The following is an 18,375-nucleotide window of genomic DNA, read 5'->3' as shown; positions in this document are numbered from 1 at the left end:
TTTATTCAGTTTGTTTTAACGAATCCAGTATTTCCATTATTCTTTCAAGGTCGGCTTCATCCTTAAACGGAATACTTATTTTACCTTTTCCCTTTGCACTGCATGACAGTTGCACGCTGGTTCCGAAGAAATTTGACAGATGGTTTTGTAACACTCCGAATGTTTCAGGAAGTTTGCTCTTTGCGGCAACAGGTTTTTCCTGTTTCTCGCTGTTGAGCGCTTTTACCATTTCCTCAACCTTTCTTACCGAGTAGCCGTTAGCGATTATTTCGTTGAATATTTTCAACTGTGTCTGTGGATTGTCTACAGAAAGAAGCGCTCTGGCGTGTCCCATGTCTATCTCCTTGTTTTTCAGGGCCATCTGTATCGTTGCAGGAAGTTTCAGAAGTCTCAGATAATTGGCAATGGTAGTTCTGTTCTTTCCAACTCTTTCGCTCAGTCTTTCCTGTGTAAGTTCGTATTGCTCTATAAGGTGTTGATATGCCAGTGCTATTTCCAGAGAGTTCAGGTCCTCTCTCTGAATGTTTTCTATCAACGCCATTTCCATGACGTTCTCGTCGTCGGCTGTCTTGATATACGCAGGTATAGTTTTCAGTCCTGCCAAGGCCGAAGCCCTATATCTTCTTTCGCCGGCAATTATCTGGTATGAGTCATCATTTATCTTTCTCAGTGTGATAGGCTGTATAACACCTACCTCAGCTATAGAATCAGCCAGTTCTTGCAAAGCTATCGGATCGAATTCACGTCGTGGCTGGTTAGGGTTGGCAGAAATCTTGCTCAACTCTATTTCGCCTATATTGGATGATCCTGAGGTCTTTACTTCCTCGTTGGATATCAGTGCATCCAATCCTCTTCCTAAAGCAAATTTTTTCTGTACTGCCATATTATGTTATGAATTTAACTTCGTTGACTTTCAGTTTTCGTTATAATTTCATTGGCCAGTGCCAAATGATTTTTTGCTCCCGTCGATTCAGCATCGTACAGGATAGCCGGTATGCCGTGACTTGGAGCTTCGCTCAGTTTCACGTTACGCTGTATGATAGTCTTGAAAACCAGTTCCTGGAAGTGTCTTTTCACATCGTCGTAAATCTGATTTGCCAGGCGTAGTCTTGAATCGTACATTGTAAGCAGGAAACCTTCTATTTCCAAAGCCGGATTCAGTTTCGTTTTTATTATCTTTATTGTATTCAGCAGTTTGCTGATTCCTTCAAGTGCGAAATATTCACATTGAACAGGTATAATCACCGAGTCGGCAGCAGTCAAGGCATTTATAGTAATCAGTCCTAGTGAAGGAGAGCAGTCTATAAGTATATAGTCGTACTCGTTTTTCATCGGATCCAGAGCCTTTTTCATTATTTTTTCTCTGTTTTCCAGATTAAGCATCTCTATTTCAGCGCCTACCAGGTCTATGTGAGATGGTATAATGTCTAATCTGTCAATATCGGTCGTATAAATGGCTTCTCTTATGTCCGTCTGATTTATCAGGCATTCGTAAATTGAACAGTCTATTTCGTTTACGTTTACTCCCAGTCCTGAAGAGGCATTTGCCTGTGGATCAGCGTCTATTACTAATACCTTCTTTTCAAGAGTTGCCAATGATGCAGCCAAATTTATTGTTGTGGTTGTTTTTCCCACACCGCCTTTTTGATTGGCCAAAGCAATTATTTTTCCCATATTAATCAGTTTTATCCTGATGCGAAATAACTAATAATTAGTGATACGACCTATTAAAAAACTGTTACTTTTGCGGAAAGTGTTGATAACTTACCGCTTTTGTTAATAACTAAATCGGAACAAAGATACTGAAAACCACATAAAAATACTAATCTGCTTTATGAAGATTAATATTTGAAAACTTATTGTCACATAGTTTTTTTTGTTCTGTATTCCGAAAGGTTGTAACTTTACGTCGTTTTAAGTTGAATCTGAATAAACAAAGTTAAAATATGGCAAACAGTAAACCGCTTATTCTGCTGTCGAACGACGATGGCTATCAGGCGAAAGGTATCAATGAGTTGATTAAGGCATTACGTGATGAGGCCGAGTTGGTGGTCGTTGCCCCCGACGGACCTCGTTCGGGAGCTTCGGGCGCTATAACTTCTGCTGTTCCTGTACATTACGAGAAGGTGAGTGAGGAAGAAGGTCTTTCTATCTATAAATGTAGCGGTACTCCTGTGGATTGTACGAAGCTGGCTCTTCACACCATTGTAGGCCGTACTCCGGACATGATTATCGGAGGTATAAACCATGGTGACAACTCATCCGTGAATGTGCATTATTCCGGTACTATGGGTGTAGTGGTAGAAGGATGTCTGAAAGGAATTCCGTCGATAGGCTTCTCCCTCTGCAATCATGACGCTGATGCGGATTTTTCGTTTACATTGCCGTACGTGAAGAGCATTGTTAAAACTACGTTGGAGAACGGACTTCCATACGGTACATGTCTTAATGTGAATTTCCCTGATACGAAGGAGCTTAAGGGTATTCGTATCTGCCGTCAGACAGACGGAGTGTGGATAAACGAGTTTGCCGAATGTAACCATCCTCGTCATAACGGATATTACTGGCTTACAGGTTCATATAAGAATTACGAGCCAAATGTGGAAGATACGGACCATTGGGCTCTAGACCATGGTTATGTAGCCATTACGCCTACAAAGATAGACGTCACTTCATATGAACTTATGGAGAAAATGAAGTCTTGGAACTGGGAATAAAACTTATAAACATAAAAATTCAGAACCCACATGAAATATTATCTGATAGTAGGAGAGGCCTCAGGCGATTTGCACGCTTCAAATCTTATGCGTTCGCTGAAGAAGTATGATAAGAATGCAGAGTTCCGTTTTTTCGGAGGCGACCTGATGCAGAGTGTCGGCGGAACGCTGGTAAAGCATTACAAGGATATGGCATATATGGGATTTATCCCCGTGCTGCTGCATCTGCGTACCATCTTCCGCAATATGAGTCTGTGTAAATCGGATATAGTGGAGTGGAAGCCGGACGTACTTATTCTGATAGACTATCCCGGATTTAACCTGAAGATTGCCAAATATATCAAGCAACATACTGATATCCCTGTCTATTATTACATTTCGCCGAAGATATGGGCGTGGAAGGAATACCGCATAAAGGATATAAAACGCGACATCGACAAGATGCTTTCCATACTCCCTTTTGAAATAGATTTCTACAAGAAGCATAATTATCCTATATCTTACGTAGGAAATCCAAGTGTAGATTCCGTCTCGGAATATCTTGCAAATCATCCTTCTGACAGACTTTCGTTCATTAAAGAAAACGGGCTGTCGGACAAGCCTATAGTGGCTATACTCGCCGGAAGCCGCAAGCAGGAGATAAGGGATAATCTTACTCGTATGATGGAAGTGACACGCTCTTTCCCCGACTATCAGTTTGTTGTGGCAGGAGCTCCAGGCATATCGCATGACTATTATAAACAGTACATCACTCCTGAAACTAAGATAGTGTTCTCGCAGACATACAGATTGCTTCAACATTCTGTTGCGGCTATGGTTACCTCCGGTACCGCAACACTAGAAACGGCATTGTTCGGAGTTCCGCAAGTGGTGTGCTACAATATGTCGGCAGGAAAACTGGTCTCTTTCCTCAGGAAGTTCCTTCTGAAAGTGAAGTATATTTCGTTGGTGAACCTTATCACAGGCGAGGAAACAGTGAAAGAGCTTGTAGCCGACGGTATGACAGCCTCTAATCTGAAGCATGAGTTTGCGGCAATATTGCCTGGAGGTACTAAGCGTGAAAGTATTATGAAGGGATATTCCGATTTGAAACGCATATTGGGGAGTCCGGGAGCATCCGAAAAGGCGGCAGAGATTATAGTAAAGTCCTTGAAATCTGAATAAGTTCGGTATATATCTAAATAGGATACGTAAACGGGATTTGAACAGCGTTTAAATAATGTTTAAACGGTATTCAAATCCCGTTTACGCTTTTATCAAAACAAATTTACTGTTGTATATGGCGTAACACGTTCGTGTAACGCGTGTAACTCGAAAGTGTAACTCATGTAGCACTGACGTGTAACACGCGCAACACGAACGTGTTCCGCTTTCTGTGTGCGCTCGTTTTTTTGCATCATATTCTATGTTTTGACATTAATAATTGACCGAATGGAAATAAAATCATAAATTTGGGGGAAAATACGAATTCTATGATTAATACTTTTTTTAATTCTCTGATGTACATTATGCCTGTGCTGGCTGTAATAGTGTTCATCGCTCTCTTTTTCGTTAAGGCAGGCTATGGTATATTCCACACCAAAAGTTGGGGCTTGAGCCTTCCCAATAAAGTGGGTTGGGTGATAATGGAATGTCCCGCATTCATCCTTATGGCAACAATGTGGCTGACAGGGCAATATACCATGATGTCCGTCCCCGCCGTTTTCTTCATCCTCTTCGAGATACATTATTTCCAGAGGACATTTGTTTTTCCGCTACTGATGAAAGGTAAAAGCAAGATGCCTGTCAGCATAATGCTTATGGGAGTAGTGTTTAATCTTATCAACGGTTTTCTGATAGGATATTCATTGTTTCATATTGAGCACTCTGACCAATATACCGTCGAATGGCTCTATTCTCCTTATTTTATAATAGGCCTTCTGGTATTCATTGCCGGGATGGTGATAAACCTTCATTCGGACAATGTGATAAGACATCTTCGTCCGAAAGGCGATACACGTCACTATTTCCCGCAAAAAGGAATGTACCGTTACGTCACATCGGCAAATTATCTGGGAGAGCTGATGGAATGGACAGGATTTGCCATACTGACATGCGATGCTGCGGCATGGGTATTCGTGGTATGGACTTTTGCCAATCTTGCTCCACGTGCATACGCCATAAGGAAACGCTATGTGGAGGAATTCGGTACGGAAGTGGTAGGAAAAAGAAAATGTTTGATACCTTATATATATTAGGAATATGGAAACATCAAAACTGTTTACAGAATATAAGATTGGTCCTTTGACGCTGAGAAACAGGACCATACGTTCGGCTGCGTTCGAAAGTATGTGTCCCGGCAACAAGCCGTCGAAGGCTTTGTATGACTATCATGTGTCGGTTGCTCATGGTGGAGTGGGAATGACTACTGTGGCATACGCTGCGGTGACACGAAGCGGACTGTCTTTCGATCGGCAGTTGTGGATGCGTCCTGAGATTGTTCCCGACCTGAAGAAACTTACTGACGCTATCCATCGTGAGGGAGCAGCTGCAAGTATTCAGCTGGGGCATTGTGGAAACATGTCGCACAAGAAGATATGTGGCGAAACGCCTGTAGGTGCATGTACCGGATTTAATCTCTATTCGCCTACATTTGTCCGCGGACTCCGTAAAGATGAGCTTCCTGTTATGGCTAAGGCATACGGCGATGCGGTGAGACTGGCTCGCGAGGCAGGTTTTGATGCCGTAGAGATACATGCCGGACACGGATATCTGATAAGCCAGTTCCTTTCTCCATATACCAATCACAGAAAGGACGAGTATGGCGGTTCATTGGAAAACAGAATGCGTTTCATGGACGAGGTTATGGCAGAGGTGATGAAAGCTGCCGGAGATGATATGGCTGTTCTGGTAAAGATGAACATGCGCGACGGCTTCAAGGGAGGAATGGATATTGACGAGAGCCTGAAGGTGGCACAGCGGTTGAAAGAGGACGGTGCGCACGCTCTTGTTCTCAGTGGAGGTTTCGTAAGCAAGGCGCCTATGTACGTCATGCGTGGCGCGATGCCTATAAAGACTCTTACTCATTACATGGACTGCTGGTGGCTGAAATACAGTGTAAAACTTTTCGGACGCATGATGATACCTACAGTGCCTTTCAGCGAGGCTTATTTCCTTGATGATGCACTGAAGTTCAGAGAGCAGATAAAGGATATTCCGCTGGTATATGTAGGTGGACTTGTTTCAAGAGAGAAAATAGACGAGGTGCTGAACAAAGGATTCGAGTTTGTGCAGATGGGGCGTGCCCTGTTGAATGAACCGGGATTTGTCAACCGCATGAAGACGGAAGAATGTGCCAGATGCAATTGCGGACACAGCAATTACTGTATAGGCAGAATGTACACAGTGGATATGGCATGCCATAAGCATCTGAAAGAGGAACTTCCGCCTTGTCTGAAAAAAGAAATTGAAAAACTGGAGAACAAATGATGAAGAAGACTGCTGTAATAACGGGAGCCGACGGAGGTATGGGCTCGGAAATAACCAAGGCCGTTGCGCTGGCAGGTTATCATGTGATAATGGTGTGTTACACCAGTTTTAAAGGTGAGGAAAAGAAAAGCAGGATTGCTCTTGATACCGGCAATGATGATATAGAGGTGGTTCAGGCAGACTTGTCTTCGATGGAGTCGGTGGTTGAGGCTGCAAGAAAGATTAAGAGCAAGACTCCTTCGGTGGAACTTCTGATGAATAATGCCGGGACTATGTGTACACATTTCACACGTACGGAAGACGGCTTCGAACATACAGTGGCAGTGAATTATCTGGCTCCGTATCTTCTTACACGTTTGTTATTGCCATTGATGCACGAAGGGAGCAGGATTGTGAGTATGGTTTCGTGTACGTACGCCATCGGAAAAATAGGCCCTAATTTCTTTACGAAAGGACGTGAGGGTAGTTTCTTCCGTATCCCTATATACAGTAATACAAAACTTGCACTCTGGCTTTTCACCCGTGAACTCTCTGAAAGAGTGAAAGACAAGGGAATAACTGTTAATGCTGCCGACCCTGGAATCGTTTCTACCAATATCATCAGGATGGATATGTGGTTTGATCCTCTTACGGACATTCTGTTCCGTCCGTGTATCCGTACTCCACGACAGGGAGCTGATACGGCGATACATCTTCTGCTTGATGAAAAGTACGAAGGAGTTACCGGCGGAATGTTTGCCTCTTGCAAGCAGAGGAAATTAAGCGACAAGTATCTGCATCATCCTCATATGAAAGAACTTTGGGAACAGACGGAGACGAAACTGGAAAGCTTTTTAGTTTCTGAAAATTTGTAAGGTAATAATCAAATAAGTAATTTTGTTTCGGTAAAATAATAAACGATAAAAAGTTATGGCTAAATTCAAAAGAATCCTCCTTAAGCTGAGCGGTGAAAGCCTGATGGGAGAAAAGAAATACGGTATAGACGAAAAGCGCCTTGGCGAGTATGCACAGCAGATCAAGGAAATACACGATATGGGTGTGCAGATTGGTATTGTGATTGGCGGTGGTAACATCTTCCGCGGACTTAGCGGTGCTGGTAAGGGATTCGACCGTGTGAAAGGCGACCAGATGGGTATGCTTGCTACAGTTATCAACAGCCTCGGACTTAGCTCTGCTCTTGTGGCGGCAGGTGTGAAGGCACGTGTGCTTACAGCAATCCGCATGGAACCGATAGGTGAGTTCTATACCAAATGGAAAGCCATCGAGGCAATGGAAAACGGCGAAGTGGTAATCATGTCTGCCGGTACAGGGAATCCGTTCTTCACTACAGATACAGGCTCTTCATTGAGAGGTATTGAAATTGAGGCCGACGTAATGTTGAAGGGAACACGTGTAGATGGTATCTATACTGCTGATCCTGAGAAAGATCCTACTGCAACCAAGTTCGACGAAATAACATATGATGAAGTTCTTGCACGCGGACTTAAGGTTATGGACCTGACAGCTACATGTATGTGCAAGGAAAACAATCTGCCTATCATCGTATTCGATATGGATACAGTAGGTAATCTGAAGAAAGTTATGTCCGGCGAAAACATAGGAACTCTGGTTCATCCTTGATTTCCGGTTGATATAGATACATAAAAAAGAAAGTTATTAACAGCTTTGCATATACCTGTTAATAACTTTCTTTTTTGTTAATAACTCTCTTTCCTGTTAATAATTCTTTTATCTGTTTATAAAGTGAATTTCCTCACTTCGGCATTCTTCATGTGCGGAATGTTGTAAAGCTCGTTTATATCTACTCCCAATATATGAGCCTGGATGGAGCGGTTGATAAGTCCGTGTGCCACTACCAGTACATTCTTTCCGGAGTATTTCTCCTTTATATATTCCACTATACGTTTTCCGCGTTCATAAAGCATTTCTTTGGTTTCGGCATCTTCCGGAGGATTCTGTTTATCAACTGAGTCTATCTTTAGCCCTGTCCATTTCCCCCAGTCTATTTCTCTGAGCAATTTTGTCTTTTCCCAAGGCAGATGTCTGTTTGCCATGGCATAGTTCACTGTGTCGATTACGCGTTTAAGGTCGCTGCTCAGTATGCAGTCTATTGTGATACCTTCAAGTTCCTTTCCCAGGTTTCGTGCCTGCTCAATGCCATCGGCTGTCAGTGTTCCCGGCAGATGTCCCTGAAAAATCCTCATAAGGTTTTCTTCCGTCTGTCCGTGGCGTGCAAGATATATTGTTGTCATGGTGTTTATAGCTTATAAAATATACTTTTGCGGCTCAAAAGTATGAATTTTCCTATATTCAACAATGATATTTTATGTTTTCGAGCAAAAAATATTACAAAAGTTTTGCAAATACCGATTTTATGAATACCTTTGCATCCGCAAACGAAAAATTCTCACTCGGAATGTAGCGCAGTTGGTAGCGCACTACGTTCGGGACGTAGGGGTCGGGCGTTCGAGTCGCCTCATTCCGACAGAGAATAAAAGACAATAAGCCCAGATGGCGGAATCGGTAGACGCGCTGGTCTCAAACACCAGTGGAGTAACATCCATCCCGGTTCGACCCCGGGTCTGGGTACAAAAAATCAAAACATAACCCTTGTAAGTGAGTAGCTTATGAGGGTTTCTTTTTTTATAATCAATTAACTATGAATAATATTCAGAAAAAAGCATATACCTCAAAAGAAATTCTGACCATAGCCTATCCAATACTTATTAGCCTTGTGATGGAGCAGGCTATAGGTATGACTGATACTGCCTTTCTGGGGCGAGTGGGTGAGGTGGAGCTTGGTGCGTCTGCCATAGCCGGAGTATATTATATTGCTATCTTCATGATAGGCTTCGGTTTCAGTATCGGTTCGCAGATACTGATGGCGCGAAGGAACGGCGAAAAGAGATATTCCGAGATAGGCGACATATTTTATCAGGGCGTGTATTTCATGATTTTTCTGGCAGCGGCCGCGTTTACTCTTACCGAGTTGATAACACCGTGGTTGCTTCCGAAGATACTTTCGTCGCAGAATATTTATGCTGCCGCCGAGAGTTATATTCACTGGAGGGCTTTCGGATTCTTCTTCTCATTCGTGGCTGTGATGTTCAGGGCTTTCTTTGTCGGTACTACTCAGACCAAGACTCTTACTCTGAATTCGCTTGTGATGGTGGGCTCGAACATTGTTTTCAATTATATCCTGATTTTCGGTAAGTTGGGATTTCCGGCTCTTGGAATAGCAGGTGCGGCAATAGGTTCGTCGCTTGCGGAGCTTGTATCACTGATCTTTTTCATAACATATACCGTCAGGAAAATAGACCTGAAGAAATATGGACTGAACAGGTTCAGTTCATTCAATACGGATAAACTCAGAAGAATTCTTAATGTCTCTCTGTGGACAATGATTCAGAATTTCGTATCGCTTTCCACATGGTTTATATTCTTTCTTTATGTGGAGCATCTGGGCGAACGTCCGCTTGCGATAACAAATATCATAAGGAACATCTCCGGTATCACGTTTATGATAATATCTGCGTTTGCTTCCACGTGCGGTTCGCTCGTAAGTAATCAGATAGGTGCAGGTAAGGCTGACAGTGTGGTCTGTACGGTGCATCAGCATATAAAACTGGCACTGTCTATTGTTTTACCGTTGACCATTTTGTTTGCGGTATTTCCTACTGTGGTATTAGGTATATATACTGATATGCCTGATCTTATAGAAGCGTCAATTCCGTCGTTGTTGGTGTTCTGTACCACTACATGGCTTACGGCTGCATCGAATATATATTTTCAATCTGTATCGGGTACGGGAAATACGCGTATGGCGTTTATGTTGGAACTGTCAACTCTAGTGATTTATGCTGCATATATCACATTTATAATTCAGGTGATGAGGCTCGATGTGGCTTGGTGCTGGACTTCGGAACATGTTTACGGAGGATTCCTGCTCATCTTCTGCAGTATATATCTGCATCGGGGGAAATGGAAATTGAAGAGGATATAAAAAAGAATACGGACCGTTTCACATATTAGACTGAAACGGTCCGTATTGGTTTATTGTTTAAGGTTTTTCTTATTTCAGTTTAGAGAGGAAACGTTCTCTATCTACTATATAGCGGATATGTTTTCCTTCGCCTATTGTACCTTTTGAATCTGACGCAGTAACCTTGAATGTAAGCTTTCTGCCGTCTATTTCTTCAAGAACAGCTTCCGCATTGACTGTTTCTCCCAAAGCTGATGGCTTGATATGCGATGTTTCCATCATAGCTCCTACTGTGGTTGAGCCTTCTGGCAGATGAGGCGCAACTGCTTTCATTGCGGCATTTTCCATTAGGGCTACCATTGCAGGTGTAGCGAAAACTTCCATATCGCCCGAACCCATTGTGAGGGCTGTGTTGGCAGCACTTACGGTCACTGTGCTGACGTGTTTCAATCCTGTTTCCATTATTATATGTTTGTTGTTATTATCAGTTACAAAAATAAATATTATTCTTCAACTATCCATTTTTCTATTCCTCTTATCTGATTGTTGAAGTTGATTCCTACCTTCAACAATTTGCGGGTGTCGGAAGCGAATGGCTTTGCGTATTCTTTTTCATTTATCTGTTTTATAGCCTCTTCGGCACTACCGTTAAGTTTGAATTCCATAACGTAGATATAATTGTTTGTTTTGACTATCATGTCAATTCTTCCGTTCGAGGTATGGTATTCGGCTTCGGTATAGAAACCCAATAGCTTGAAGACTATGAAAAGAACATTCTGATAGTGCAGTTCGAGTTCTCTTGCCAGTTCGTAAGGGGTGTCTGCAAAGAAACTTTGCAGGCGTAGCATGAATGAATCTATATCTCCATTGCGCACATCATTTATAAATGATTTTATCTGGAATGTAGTGTTGCCGTTCTCTACAGACGCATAGTATGGCAACAGAAATCGGTTGAATCCTTCTTCTACTTCACGGTTGGGAAATCCCAGATAGTATAGTCTGAACTCCTTGTCAAAATCTTTGATAGTCAGATACCCGCTCTGATAAAGAATAGGTACAGGATTTACATATATAGACTCGATTCCTCCTAATGAATCCGATGATGCCATTTCATTATTGAATCTGTTCAGGTCATAATTGCTTTTCTTAAGCAGTTCCACCAGGAATGTCGGTGTGCCGGTTTCAAACCAGTAGCTTCCCAACTGCATTTCTGCAAAGGTGTTCAGAATACTGAAAGGATTGTAGATATCTTCGCTCTTGTCGGCAAAATGATATCCGTCGTACCATATCTTCAGAGTATCCTTCATTTTCTCTTCGGACATGTCGTTCTTTTCGGACATTACTTTTATGTCTTCCTTGAAGTCGCGGTGGAGTTCATGCTCTGTAATTCCGCAGATATTGGCAAAACGTCTTGACAGCGAGATGTCCATAAGATTGTTAAGGTCGCTGAACACACTGACTTTGCTGAATTTTGTAACTCCTGTAAGCAGCGCAAACTTGATGTGTCGGTCGCAGCTTTTCAGAGTTCCGTAGAATGCTTTCAGGGTGTTTCTGTATTCTGTAAGAAGCTCCTCATTTCCTATTGCCTGCAGCATAGGCTTGTCGTATTCATCTATCAGTATGACAACGTTTTTACCGGTCTTTTCTGCAGCACGCTGTATAACTCCCTGAAAACGTAAGGAGAGACTGCTTTCTGCTTCTCTTTTTCCGTATAGTTCTTCCCAGTGGGTTAATGTGTTGTTAAGAATCTCGTCCAGACTATCTTTATACTCATATTTTTGATTGTTCAGATCTATATGCAATACAGGATATTCTATCCATTCATTTTCAAGATTTTCCATGGCAAGACCATTGAAAAGTTCTTTTTTGCCAAGAAAGTATGCTTCTATGGTCGAAATAAGAAGGCTTTTCCCGAAACGTCGCGGACGGCTCAGAAAGTAATATTTCCCGTTTTTAATCAATTCATGGATATATTCTGTCTTGTCGATATAAATATATCCACCTTTACGGATTTCGTCGAAACTCTGTATCCCTACCGGATAAATATTAGCCATATAAGTGTTGCTTTTTAAATGAATGATTAATCGTTACAAATATATGTTTTTCTTCGCACAATGTCAAGAACACCAGAATAAAAGGTAATTAATATGCTGCTTGCTTTCTTGAAGAATATATCGGATAATAAAAGGAATTAAAGTCTGATTCAAAGTTTTCAATTCATTTCTTGCTGAAATTCCGGAATTTTGTGATTTTTGTATTACGATAATATTTATAAAAAAACGGATATTCTGAAAATTACAAAATCAAGCTTATGAAAAGACTTTTATTCGCAACGGTCGTTTCTATTGCCGGAGTTGCATCTTATGCTGAGGATGCTCCATTATGGATGCGTTATTGTGCTATTTCTCCTGACGGCGAGCAGATAGCATTTACTTACAAGGGTGATATTTACACTGTACCTGCCGGAGGTGGTAAAGCTTTGCAGATAACTTCCAATCAGGGACACGACACACATCCCGTGTGGAGTCCTGACGGAAAGAATATTGCTTTTGCTTCCGATAGGGAAGGAAGTATGGATATATTTATTGTTGGCAAGGACGGTGGAGTGCCACGAAGACTTACCACTCATTCCGGGAATGAGGTGCCATACGCTTTTAGCGACAACAGTCATGTGCTTTTTCAGGCTGTAGTTATGCCTGATGCTCAGGATATGACTTTCCCCAGTTCACAGTTCCCGCAGATATATGAAGTAGGAACAGATGGGGGCAGACCTGTAATGTTCTCGTCTATTCCTATGGAGGATATCAGTGTAAGTCCTGATGGCAAGTCTCTTCTTTATCATGACAAGAAGGGATATGAAGATGCCTGGAGAAAGCATCACACATCATCCATTACACGTGATATTTGGCTTTGCACAGAGCAGGAAGGGGCAGCAAAAAGTTACAGGAAAATCACTTCTTTCGATGGTGAAGACAGAACTCCTGTATGGACTCCGGACGGAAAATCGTTCTATTATCTGAGCGAGAGGGAAGGTAGTTTCAATATCTATAAATCGGATCTTGAAGGTAAGAACATAACACGTCTGACATCTCATACCGACCATCCTGTACGTTTCCTTTCAGTAGCTTCAAACGGAACTTTGTGCTATGGGTTCAATGGAGAAATCTATACAGTGAAAGAAGGTGAATCTCCGAAGAAAGTCAATGTCAGCATCGTGTCCGACAGTTATGACAAACATCTCGTGAAATGGCTGAAGTCGTCAGGCGCTACAGAGATTTCAGTATCTCCTGAAGGCAAGGAAATAGCTTTCATCTTGCGTGGCGATGTATATGTCACATCTGTAGAATATAAAACCACAAAACATATTACCGACACTCCGGAGCAGGAGAGGGATATAGATTTCTCGCCTGACGGAAGGAGTATAGTATATGCGTCTGAACGAAACGGTCTGTGGCAGATATATCAGACCTCGTTGGTTAATAAAGAAGATGAGTTGTTTACATATGTCAATGAATTCAAGGAAGAAAGACTGGTAAACAGTAATGTGACTTCATTCCAGCCTCAGTATAGCCCTGACGGCAAGGAAGTGGCCTTTCTTGAAAACAGAACAACATTACGTGTTCTTAATCTGAAGACAAAGGCAGTTCGCACAGTAATGGATGGTAAGTTTGAATATTCTTATAGTGACGGTGACCAGTGGTTTGAATGGAGCCCTGACAGCCGTTGGCTCCTTTCGGGATATATCGGTCATGGGGGCTGGAACAATAATGACGTTGCACTGGTCAATGCGTCAGGCAATGGTGAAATACATAATCTTACTCAGAGCGGATATACTGACGGAGATGCGAAATGGGTTCTGGGCGGTAAGGCTATGATATGGAAAAGCGACCGTGCGGGTTATCGCAGTCACGGCAGTTGGGGTTCTGAGGATGATGTTTATATCATGTTTTTCGACCTTGACGCTTACGAACGTTTCCGCATGAGCAAGGAAGAGCTTGCCCTTGTGGAAGAACAGGAAAAGAAAGATAAAGAGGATGCGGAGAAGAAGGAAAACGAAAAGAAAAAAGGAAAGAAGAAAGATGAAAAGAAGGATAAGGAAGACGAAGTCAAGCCTTTGGTATTCGACCTTGAAAACTGTCGTGACAGAATTATCCGTCTGACTGTTAATTCTTCCAGACTTGGTGATGCCGTACTTTCTGCCAAGGGGGACAAGCTTTACTATCAGGCTGCATTCGAGGGCGGTTATGATCTCTGGATGCACGACTTGAAGGAGAACAAGACTTCAATCGTTATGAAAAAGATTGGTTACGGGGTCATGATGACTGACAAGAAACAGGAGAATCTCTATCTCTGCAATTCTTCTATCAAGAAAGTGAATATGGAGAAAGGCGAGTCGAAGGATGTTGAGTTCAGTGCTCCTTTCAATTATCGTCCGTATGAGGAACGCCTGTATATGTTCAATCACATCTGGAAGCAGGTGGAAGACAAATTCTATGTAGCCGATCTGCATGGAGTTGACTGGAAAGGCTATTACGAAAACTACAAGCGTTTCCTGCCATATATAAACAATAATTATGACTTCCAGGAAATGCTGAGTGAGTTGCTTGGCGAGCTTAACGGTTCCCACACCGGAGCAAGATATTATGCGGCCGGTACTTCATTCCCTACAGCGTGTCTTGGCGTGTTCTATGACAATGAATATACAGGAGACGGTCTGAAGATAAAGGAAATAATTGCCAAAGGACCTTTTGCTGTAAAGAAGACAGGTGTAACCGAAGGATGTATCATCGAAAAGATAGATGGCGAGAAGATATTGGCAGGTGTCGATTATTACCCGATGCTGGAAGGTAAGGCTGGCAAGAAGGTGCTTCTTTCAGTGTATAACCCTGAAACCAAGAAACGTTTCGATGTTACGGTAAAGGCAATCAGTGCAGGCGAACAGTCCAATTTACTCTATAAGAGATGGGTAAGACGAAATGAACAGATAGTTGAGAAACTTTCCGGTGGACGTGTGGCATACGTGCATGTTCAGGGAATGGATAGTCCTAGCTTCCGTACTGTATATAGCGAGTTGCTGAGCGAGAAGAACAGAACGAAGGATGCTGTGATAGTTGATACTCGTCATAATGGCGGTGGATGGTTGCATGATGATTTGGTCACACTTCTCAGCGGGAAGGAATATCAGAGGTTCGTTCCTAGAGGACAGTATATCGGCAGTGACCCGTTCAACAAGTGGCTCAAACCGTCATGCGTTCTTGTATGTGAGGACAACTACAGTAACGCCCACGGTTTCCCATGGGTATATAAGGAATTGGGCATAGGTAAGCTTATCGGAACACCAGTTCCGGGAACAATGACTGCCGTATGGTGGGAAAGACAGATTGACCCAAGTATTGTCTTCGGTATACCTCAGGTGGGATGTATGGATATGCGCGGCGAATATCTTGAAAACAAGGAGCTTCAGCCTGATATTGAAGTCTATAATTCGCCTGAAGAAGTATTGAGAGGCGAGGACAGACAGCTGGAAGCTGCAGTGAAGGAAATGCTTAAGACAATCAAGTGACAGACACAGAAACATGTAAAGTGATAATAGAAAAATGGCTGCATCGGAACTATGGTGCAGCCATTTTTCTATTCTATATGATTATTCCTGTTTTTCCTTTTCGGCTTTCTGCTTTTTCTCTATAAGCATGTTCATGAAAGCTGAACTTATGATACCGGTCGGAATTGCAATCATGGCAATACCTATCAGGCTTATAAGACTGCTAAGTAAACGGCCAAGGGGAGTAATAGGATATATATCGCCGTATCCCACAGTAGTGAATGCCACTATGGCCCACCAGAATCCGTCGCCGATGTTTTCGAATGCATGAGGCTGTGCGTTTCGCTCTATGTAATACATCAGTATTCCGGAGAAACCCAGCATGATGCCGCATGCGGTATATGATGTGATGAGTTCCTCTTTAACGGTTTGAAGCACTGTACCTATCATCTGGAATGAACGTGAATAGCGGATTAGCTTGAATATTATCAGAATATATGCCAGAACTACCAGATGTATATGAGGAGTTCCCGTAAAGACATATATCATAACAAAAGGTAGTATCGCCACGAAATCTATCAGACCATAAAAGGAGAAAATGTAGTGTAGGCGGGCACGCCATGCTCGGTTGTAACGCGGATACTGAACCGGAGCAGCTATAAGGCGCAGAATGTATTCTATTGTGAAAATGAATGAGGCAAGGTAATTGAACAGAAACAAACGGCTTCTGTATGGTTCTGACTCGTCGAACGAACTGTAAATTATAGAGAATATAGACCCTATTATGAAAAACAGTACGAAATACTGGAACCATTTCTTCATTAGCTGACGGTGTATAGTTCTGTAGAGTTTTTCATGGCGGATAATGCTGTTCAGCTTTCCGCGAAGATTACTGATGTCGTTTGTTCCTTTTTCCATAGTTGATAATAATTATAGCAAACTTACGGAAAATCTCTGGAATATCCGCCGAATTGCAGCAGATTAACGCAACAGGATTTGATAATTAGGGAGTTAGAGGAAAAACGCAGAAGTTGGGCAGACAGTTGAAAACCGTCTTAAAGCAGATTAAAGCAAAAGAACGGTTTCCTAATCATTACCCGATGAAAGTGCAGATTTAACAGTCCCTATTTCATTTTGCGGCGTTCTGCGCAGCTTTGCTTATCAATAGGTAACTCGTTGATTTATAGTTTTGCAACCAAAAAGAAACGAGTATGGCAAGAAGCACATTCAAGGTGCTGTTCTACGTGAACGGCAGTAAGGAAAAGAACGGAATTGTCCCCATCATGGGACGAGTTACAATCAACGGAACGGTAGCACAGTTTAGCTGCAAGCGAGCTATCCCGAAAGAGCTTTGGGATGCCAAAGGGAACAAGGCAAAGGGTAAGAGTATGGAAGCGAGGGAAACCAATCTTGCGCTTGACAACATCAAGGCTCAAATCATCAAGCATTACCAGCGTATATCCGACCGTGAAGCGTATGTAACGGCAGAAATGGTACGCAATGCCTATCAGGGATTGGGCGGTGAGTATGAAACGTTGCTCGGTGCTTTCGACAAGGAAAATGAAGTGTTCAAGAAGCGTGTCGGAAAAGACAGGGTCAGGGCTACCTATATGGCAAGGGTGCGGGCAAGAAACCATGTGGCGGCATTCATCAGGTCACATTACAAGCGGAACGACATCTCCATGCCTGAACTTACGCCCGACTTCATCAAGGAGTTCGCCGTGTTCCTTTCCAACGAAGCCAGACTGCACAACGGTTCGATATGGGAAAACTGCATGTGGTTGAAAGGTGTGGTGATGCGGGCGCATTTCAACGGACATATACCGAGAAATCCGTTTGCCCAGTTCCATATAAGCCCGAACACGAAAGAGCGTGAATATCTGACGGAGAATGAGTTGAAAACATTGATGGAATTTCAGTTCAAAGACCCCAAGAACTCCTATCTCCGTGATATTTTTGTTTTCGCCAGTTTTACCGCCCTCTCATTCGTGGATATAAAGGAATTAAGCAACGACCAAATTGTGGAAGTGAACGGTGAGAAATGGATTATTTCCAAACGACACAAGACGGGTGTACCGTTTCAGGTGAAGCTGCTGGATATTCCCTTGCAGATAATCGAGCGTTACAAGGCTTTTCAGGAAAACAATCTTGTATTTCCCAATCTCAACTATTGGTCAATATGCAAGCGTATGGGAAAGATGATAAAGGAATGCGGTATTACCAAGAAAATCAGCTTTCACTGCTCCAGGCACGGGTTTGCGACCCTGGCTCTCAGCAAAGGGATGCCAATCGAGAGCGTCAGCCGTATTTTGGGGCATACGAACATTGAGACCACGCAAATCTATGCGAAGATAACCGTGCAGAAATTGGATAATGACCTCACGATGCTGGGCGACAAGCTGAGCAAATCATTCGGGAACGTGAAAATGGCAGGGATATGAAACGGGAAATAATCACAACGGACAGCTATGGTAGAATTACCATACCATCTGATACAGGCAATATATGGATGAATGAAATGGAGCTGGTAGAGCTGTTCGGGGTAATCGCCCCGACGCTCCGTGCCGCCATTCGTGCCGTGTACAAGTGTGGAGTTTTGAATCCTCTTGAAGCTGAAAAACGTATCAAGCTGCCCAACGGCTATTATGCGGACATGTATGCCTTGC

15 protein-coding genes, 2 tRNA genes and 1 pseudogene are annotated in these 18,375 nt (G+C 42.7%); 12 read left to right on the top strand and 6 right to left on the bottom strand.

What is annotated here, in order from left to right; translation table 11 throughout:
- Position 1 precedes the first annotated feature (1 nt).
- Positions 2-883, bottom strand: a complete 882-nt coding sequence (locus I6E24_RS00585; RefSeq protein ID WP_235325389.1) for a ParB/RepB/Spo0J family partition protein — start codon at positions 881-883, stop codon at positions 2-4.
- Between the two features lie 14 nt (positions 884-897).
- Positions 898-1,674 carry a ParA family protein gene (locus I6E24_RS00580; protein WP_235325387.1) on the bottom strand — a complete coding sequence of 259 codons (777 nt, stop codon included), beginning with the start codon at positions 1,672-1,674 and terminating at the stop codon, positions 898-900.
- Positions 1,675-1,946: 272 nt separating this feature from the next.
- On the opposite strand from I6E24_RS00580, the gene surE reads away from it, so the two are divergent.
- The 6 genes from surE to pyrH all read left to right on the top strand — a co-directional run bounded on the left by surE (position 1,947) and on the right by pyrH (position 7,805).
- A complete protein-coding gene (gene surE, locus I6E24_RS00575) occupies positions 1,947-2,717 on the top strand; it encodes a 5'/3'-nucleotidase SurE (RefSeq protein ID WP_235325385.1) in 771 nt (256 codons plus the stop codon).
- 30 nt (positions 2,718-2,747) lie between these two features.
- A complete protein-coding gene (lpxB, locus tag I6E24_RS00570) occupies positions 2,748-3,881 on the top strand; it encodes a lipid-A-disaccharide synthase (RefSeq protein WP_235325383.1) in 1,134 nt (377 codons plus the stop codon).
- Positions 3,882-4,189: 308 nt separating this feature from the next.
- Entirely contained in the window at positions 4,190-4,954 is a 765-nt protein-coding gene (locus tag I6E24_RS00565) for a DUF1295 domain-containing protein (RefSeq protein ID WP_235325381.1), read from the top strand.
- Between the two features lie 4 nt (positions 4,955-4,958).
- A complete protein-coding gene (locus I6E24_RS00560) occupies positions 4,959-6,185 on the top strand; it encodes an NADH:flavin oxidoreductase (protein ID WP_235325379.1) in 1,227 nt (408 codons plus the stop codon).
- Entirely contained in the window at positions 6,185-7,039 is an 855-nt protein-coding gene (locus I6E24_RS00555) for an SDR family oxidoreductase (protein ID WP_235325481.1), read from the top strand. The genes I6E24_RS00560 and I6E24_RS00555 overlap by 1 nt, the downstream gene beginning before the upstream one ends.
- A gap of 55 nt (positions 7,040-7,094) precedes the next feature.
- The gene (gene pyrH / locus I6E24_RS00550) at positions 7,095-7,805 is read left to right on the top strand and encodes a UMP kinase (RefSeq protein WP_154044489.1); all 711 of its coding nucleotides are present in this window, start codon (positions 7,095-7,097) and stop codon (positions 7,803-7,805) included.
- 116 nt (positions 7,806-7,921) lie between these two features.
- On the opposite strand, the gene I6E24_RS00545 is transcribed toward pyrH, so the two are convergent.
- Positions 7,922-8,437 (bottom strand): histidine phosphatase family protein, encoded by a 516-nt coding sequence (locus I6E24_RS00545; protein ID WP_235325377.1) that lies wholly within the window; start codon positions 8,435-8,437, stop codon positions 7,922-7,924.
- Positions 8,438-8,597: 160 nt separating this feature from the next.
- On the opposite strand from I6E24_RS00545, the gene I6E24_RS00540 reads away from it, so the two are divergent.
- The 3 genes from I6E24_RS00540 to I6E24_RS00530 all read left to right on the top strand — a co-directional run bounded on the left by I6E24_RS00540 (position 8,598) and on the right by I6E24_RS00530 (position 10,188).
- Positions 8,598-8,670, top strand: a tRNA-Pro gene (locus tag I6E24_RS00540).
- Positions 8,671-8,690: 20 nt separating this feature from the next.
- Positions 8,691-8,774, top strand: a tRNA-Leu gene (locus I6E24_RS00535).
- Positions 8,775-8,844: 70 nt separating this feature from the next.
- Positions 8,845-10,188: an MATE family efflux transporter gene (locus I6E24_RS00530; protein WP_235325375.1), complete on the top strand. Its 1,344-nt coding sequence runs from the start codon at positions 8,845-8,847 to the stop codon at positions 10,186-10,188.
- A gap of 69 nt (positions 10,189-10,257) precedes the next feature.
- Here the strand turns inward: I6E24_RS00530 and I6E24_RS00525 are convergent, their stop codons facing one another.
- Together I6E24_RS00525 and I6E24_RS00520 are read right to left on the bottom strand one after the other, a co-directional pair.
- Positions 10,258-10,629 (bottom strand): thioesterase family protein, encoded by a 372-nt coding sequence (locus I6E24_RS00525; protein WP_204508768.1) that lies wholly within the window; start codon positions 10,627-10,629, stop codon positions 10,258-10,260.
- Positions 10,630-10,670: 41 nt separating this feature from the next.
- Positions 10,671-12,221: an ATP-binding protein gene (locus I6E24_RS00520; protein WP_235325373.1), complete on the bottom strand. Its 1,551-nt coding sequence runs from the start codon at positions 12,219-12,221 to the stop codon at positions 10,671-10,673.
- A gap of 257 nt (positions 12,222-12,478) precedes the next feature.
- Between I6E24_RS00520 and I6E24_RS00515 the strand changes: the two genes are divergently transcribed.
- Positions 12,479-15,730, top strand: a complete 3,252-nt coding sequence (locus I6E24_RS00515; RefSeq protein ID WP_235325371.1) for a S41 family peptidase — start codon at positions 12,479-12,481, stop codon at positions 15,728-15,730.
- A gap of 81 nt (positions 15,731-15,811) precedes the next feature.
- Here I6E24_RS00515 and I6E24_RS00510 read toward each other — a convergent pair whose 3' ends face one another.
- Positions 15,812-16,627 carry an ion transporter gene (locus I6E24_RS00510; protein ID WP_317218717.1) on the bottom strand — a complete coding sequence of 272 codons (816 nt, stop codon included), beginning with the start codon at positions 16,625-16,627 and terminating at the stop codon, positions 15,812-15,814.
- A 293-nt stretch (positions 16,628-16,920) separates the two neighbouring features.
- Here I6E24_RS00510 and I6E24_RS00505 point away from each other — a divergent pair, with 293 nt between their 5' ends.
- Complete coding sequence (locus I6E24_RS00505) at positions 16,921-18,150, top strand: site-specific integrase (RefSeq protein ID WP_235325369.1); 1,230 nt, start codon at positions 16,921-16,923, stop codon at positions 18,148-18,150.
- A pseudogene (locus tag I6E24_RS00500) lies at positions 18,147-18,375 on the top strand (hypothetical protein); the annotation flags it as partial. The gene I6E24_RS00505 and the pseudogene I6E24_RS00500, both read left to right, overlap by 4 nt.

Source organism: Bacteroides caecigallinarum (genome assembly GCF_021530995.1).
GTDB classification, from domain to species: Bacteria; Bacteroidota; Bacteroidia; order Bacteroidales; family Bacteroidaceae; genus Phocaeicola; species Phocaeicola faecigallinarum.
Note: the sequence above shows the minus strand (reverse complement) of the source record. Positions and strands in the feature narration are given on the sequence as shown.

Bases quoted from the DNA above. Each gene is read 5' to 3' on its own strand.
- I6E24_RS00530 (WP_235325375.1), top strand. From the start codon at position 8,845: ATGAATAATATTCAGAAAAAAGCATATACCTCAAAAGAAATTCTGACC.
- I6E24_RS00525 (WP_204508768.1), bottom strand. From the start codon at position 10,629: ATGGAAACAGGATTGAAACACGTCAGCACAGTGACCGTAAGTGCTGCC.
- I6E24_RS00565 (WP_235325381.1), top strand. From the start codon at position 4,190: ATGATTAATACTTTTTTTAATTCTCTGATGTACATTATGCCTGTGCTG.
- I6E24_RS00585 (WP_235325389.1), bottom strand. From the start codon at position 883: ATGGCAGTACAGAAAAAATTTGCTTTAGGAAGAGGATTGGATGCACTG.
- pyrH (WP_154044489.1), top strand. From the start codon at position 7,095: ATGGCTAAATTCAAAAGAATCCTCCTTAAGCTGAGCGGTGAAAGCCTG.
- I6E24_RS00545 (WP_235325377.1), bottom strand. From the start codon at position 8,437: ATGACAACAATATATCTTGCACGCCACGGACAGACGGAAGAAAACCTT.
- I6E24_RS00580 (WP_235325387.1), bottom strand. From the start codon at position 1,674: ATGGGAAAAATAATTGCTTTGGCCAATCAAAAAGGCGGTGTGGGAAAA.
- I6E24_RS00505 (WP_235325369.1), top strand. From the start codon at position 16,921: ATGGCAAGAAGCACATTCAAGGTGCTGTTCTACGTGAACGGCAGTAAG.
- I6E24_RS00515 (WP_235325371.1), top strand. From the start codon at position 12,479: ATGAAAAGACTTTTATTCGCAACGGTCGTTTCTATTGCCGGAGTTGCA.
- surE (WP_235325385.1), top strand. From the start codon at position 1,947: ATGGCAAACAGTAAACCGCTTATTCTGCTGTCGAACGACGATGGCTAT.
- lpxB (WP_235325383.1), top strand. From the start codon at position 2,748: ATGAAATATTATCTGATAGTAGGAGAGGCCTCAGGCGATTTGCACGCT.
- I6E24_RS00520 (WP_235325373.1), bottom strand. From the start codon at position 12,221: ATGGCTAATATTTATCCGGTAGGGATACAGAGTTTCGACGAAATCCGT.
- I6E24_RS00560 (WP_235325379.1), top strand. From the start codon at position 4,959: ATGGAAACATCAAAACTGTTTACAGAATATAAGATTGGTCCTTTGACG.
- I6E24_RS00510 (WP_317218717.1), bottom strand. From the start codon at position 16,627: ATGGAAAAAGGAACAAACGACATCAGTAATCTTCGCGGAAAGCTGAAC.
- I6E24_RS00555 (WP_235325481.1), top strand. From the start codon at position 6,185: ATGAAGAAGACTGCTGTAATAACGGGAGCCGACGGAGGTATGGGCTCG.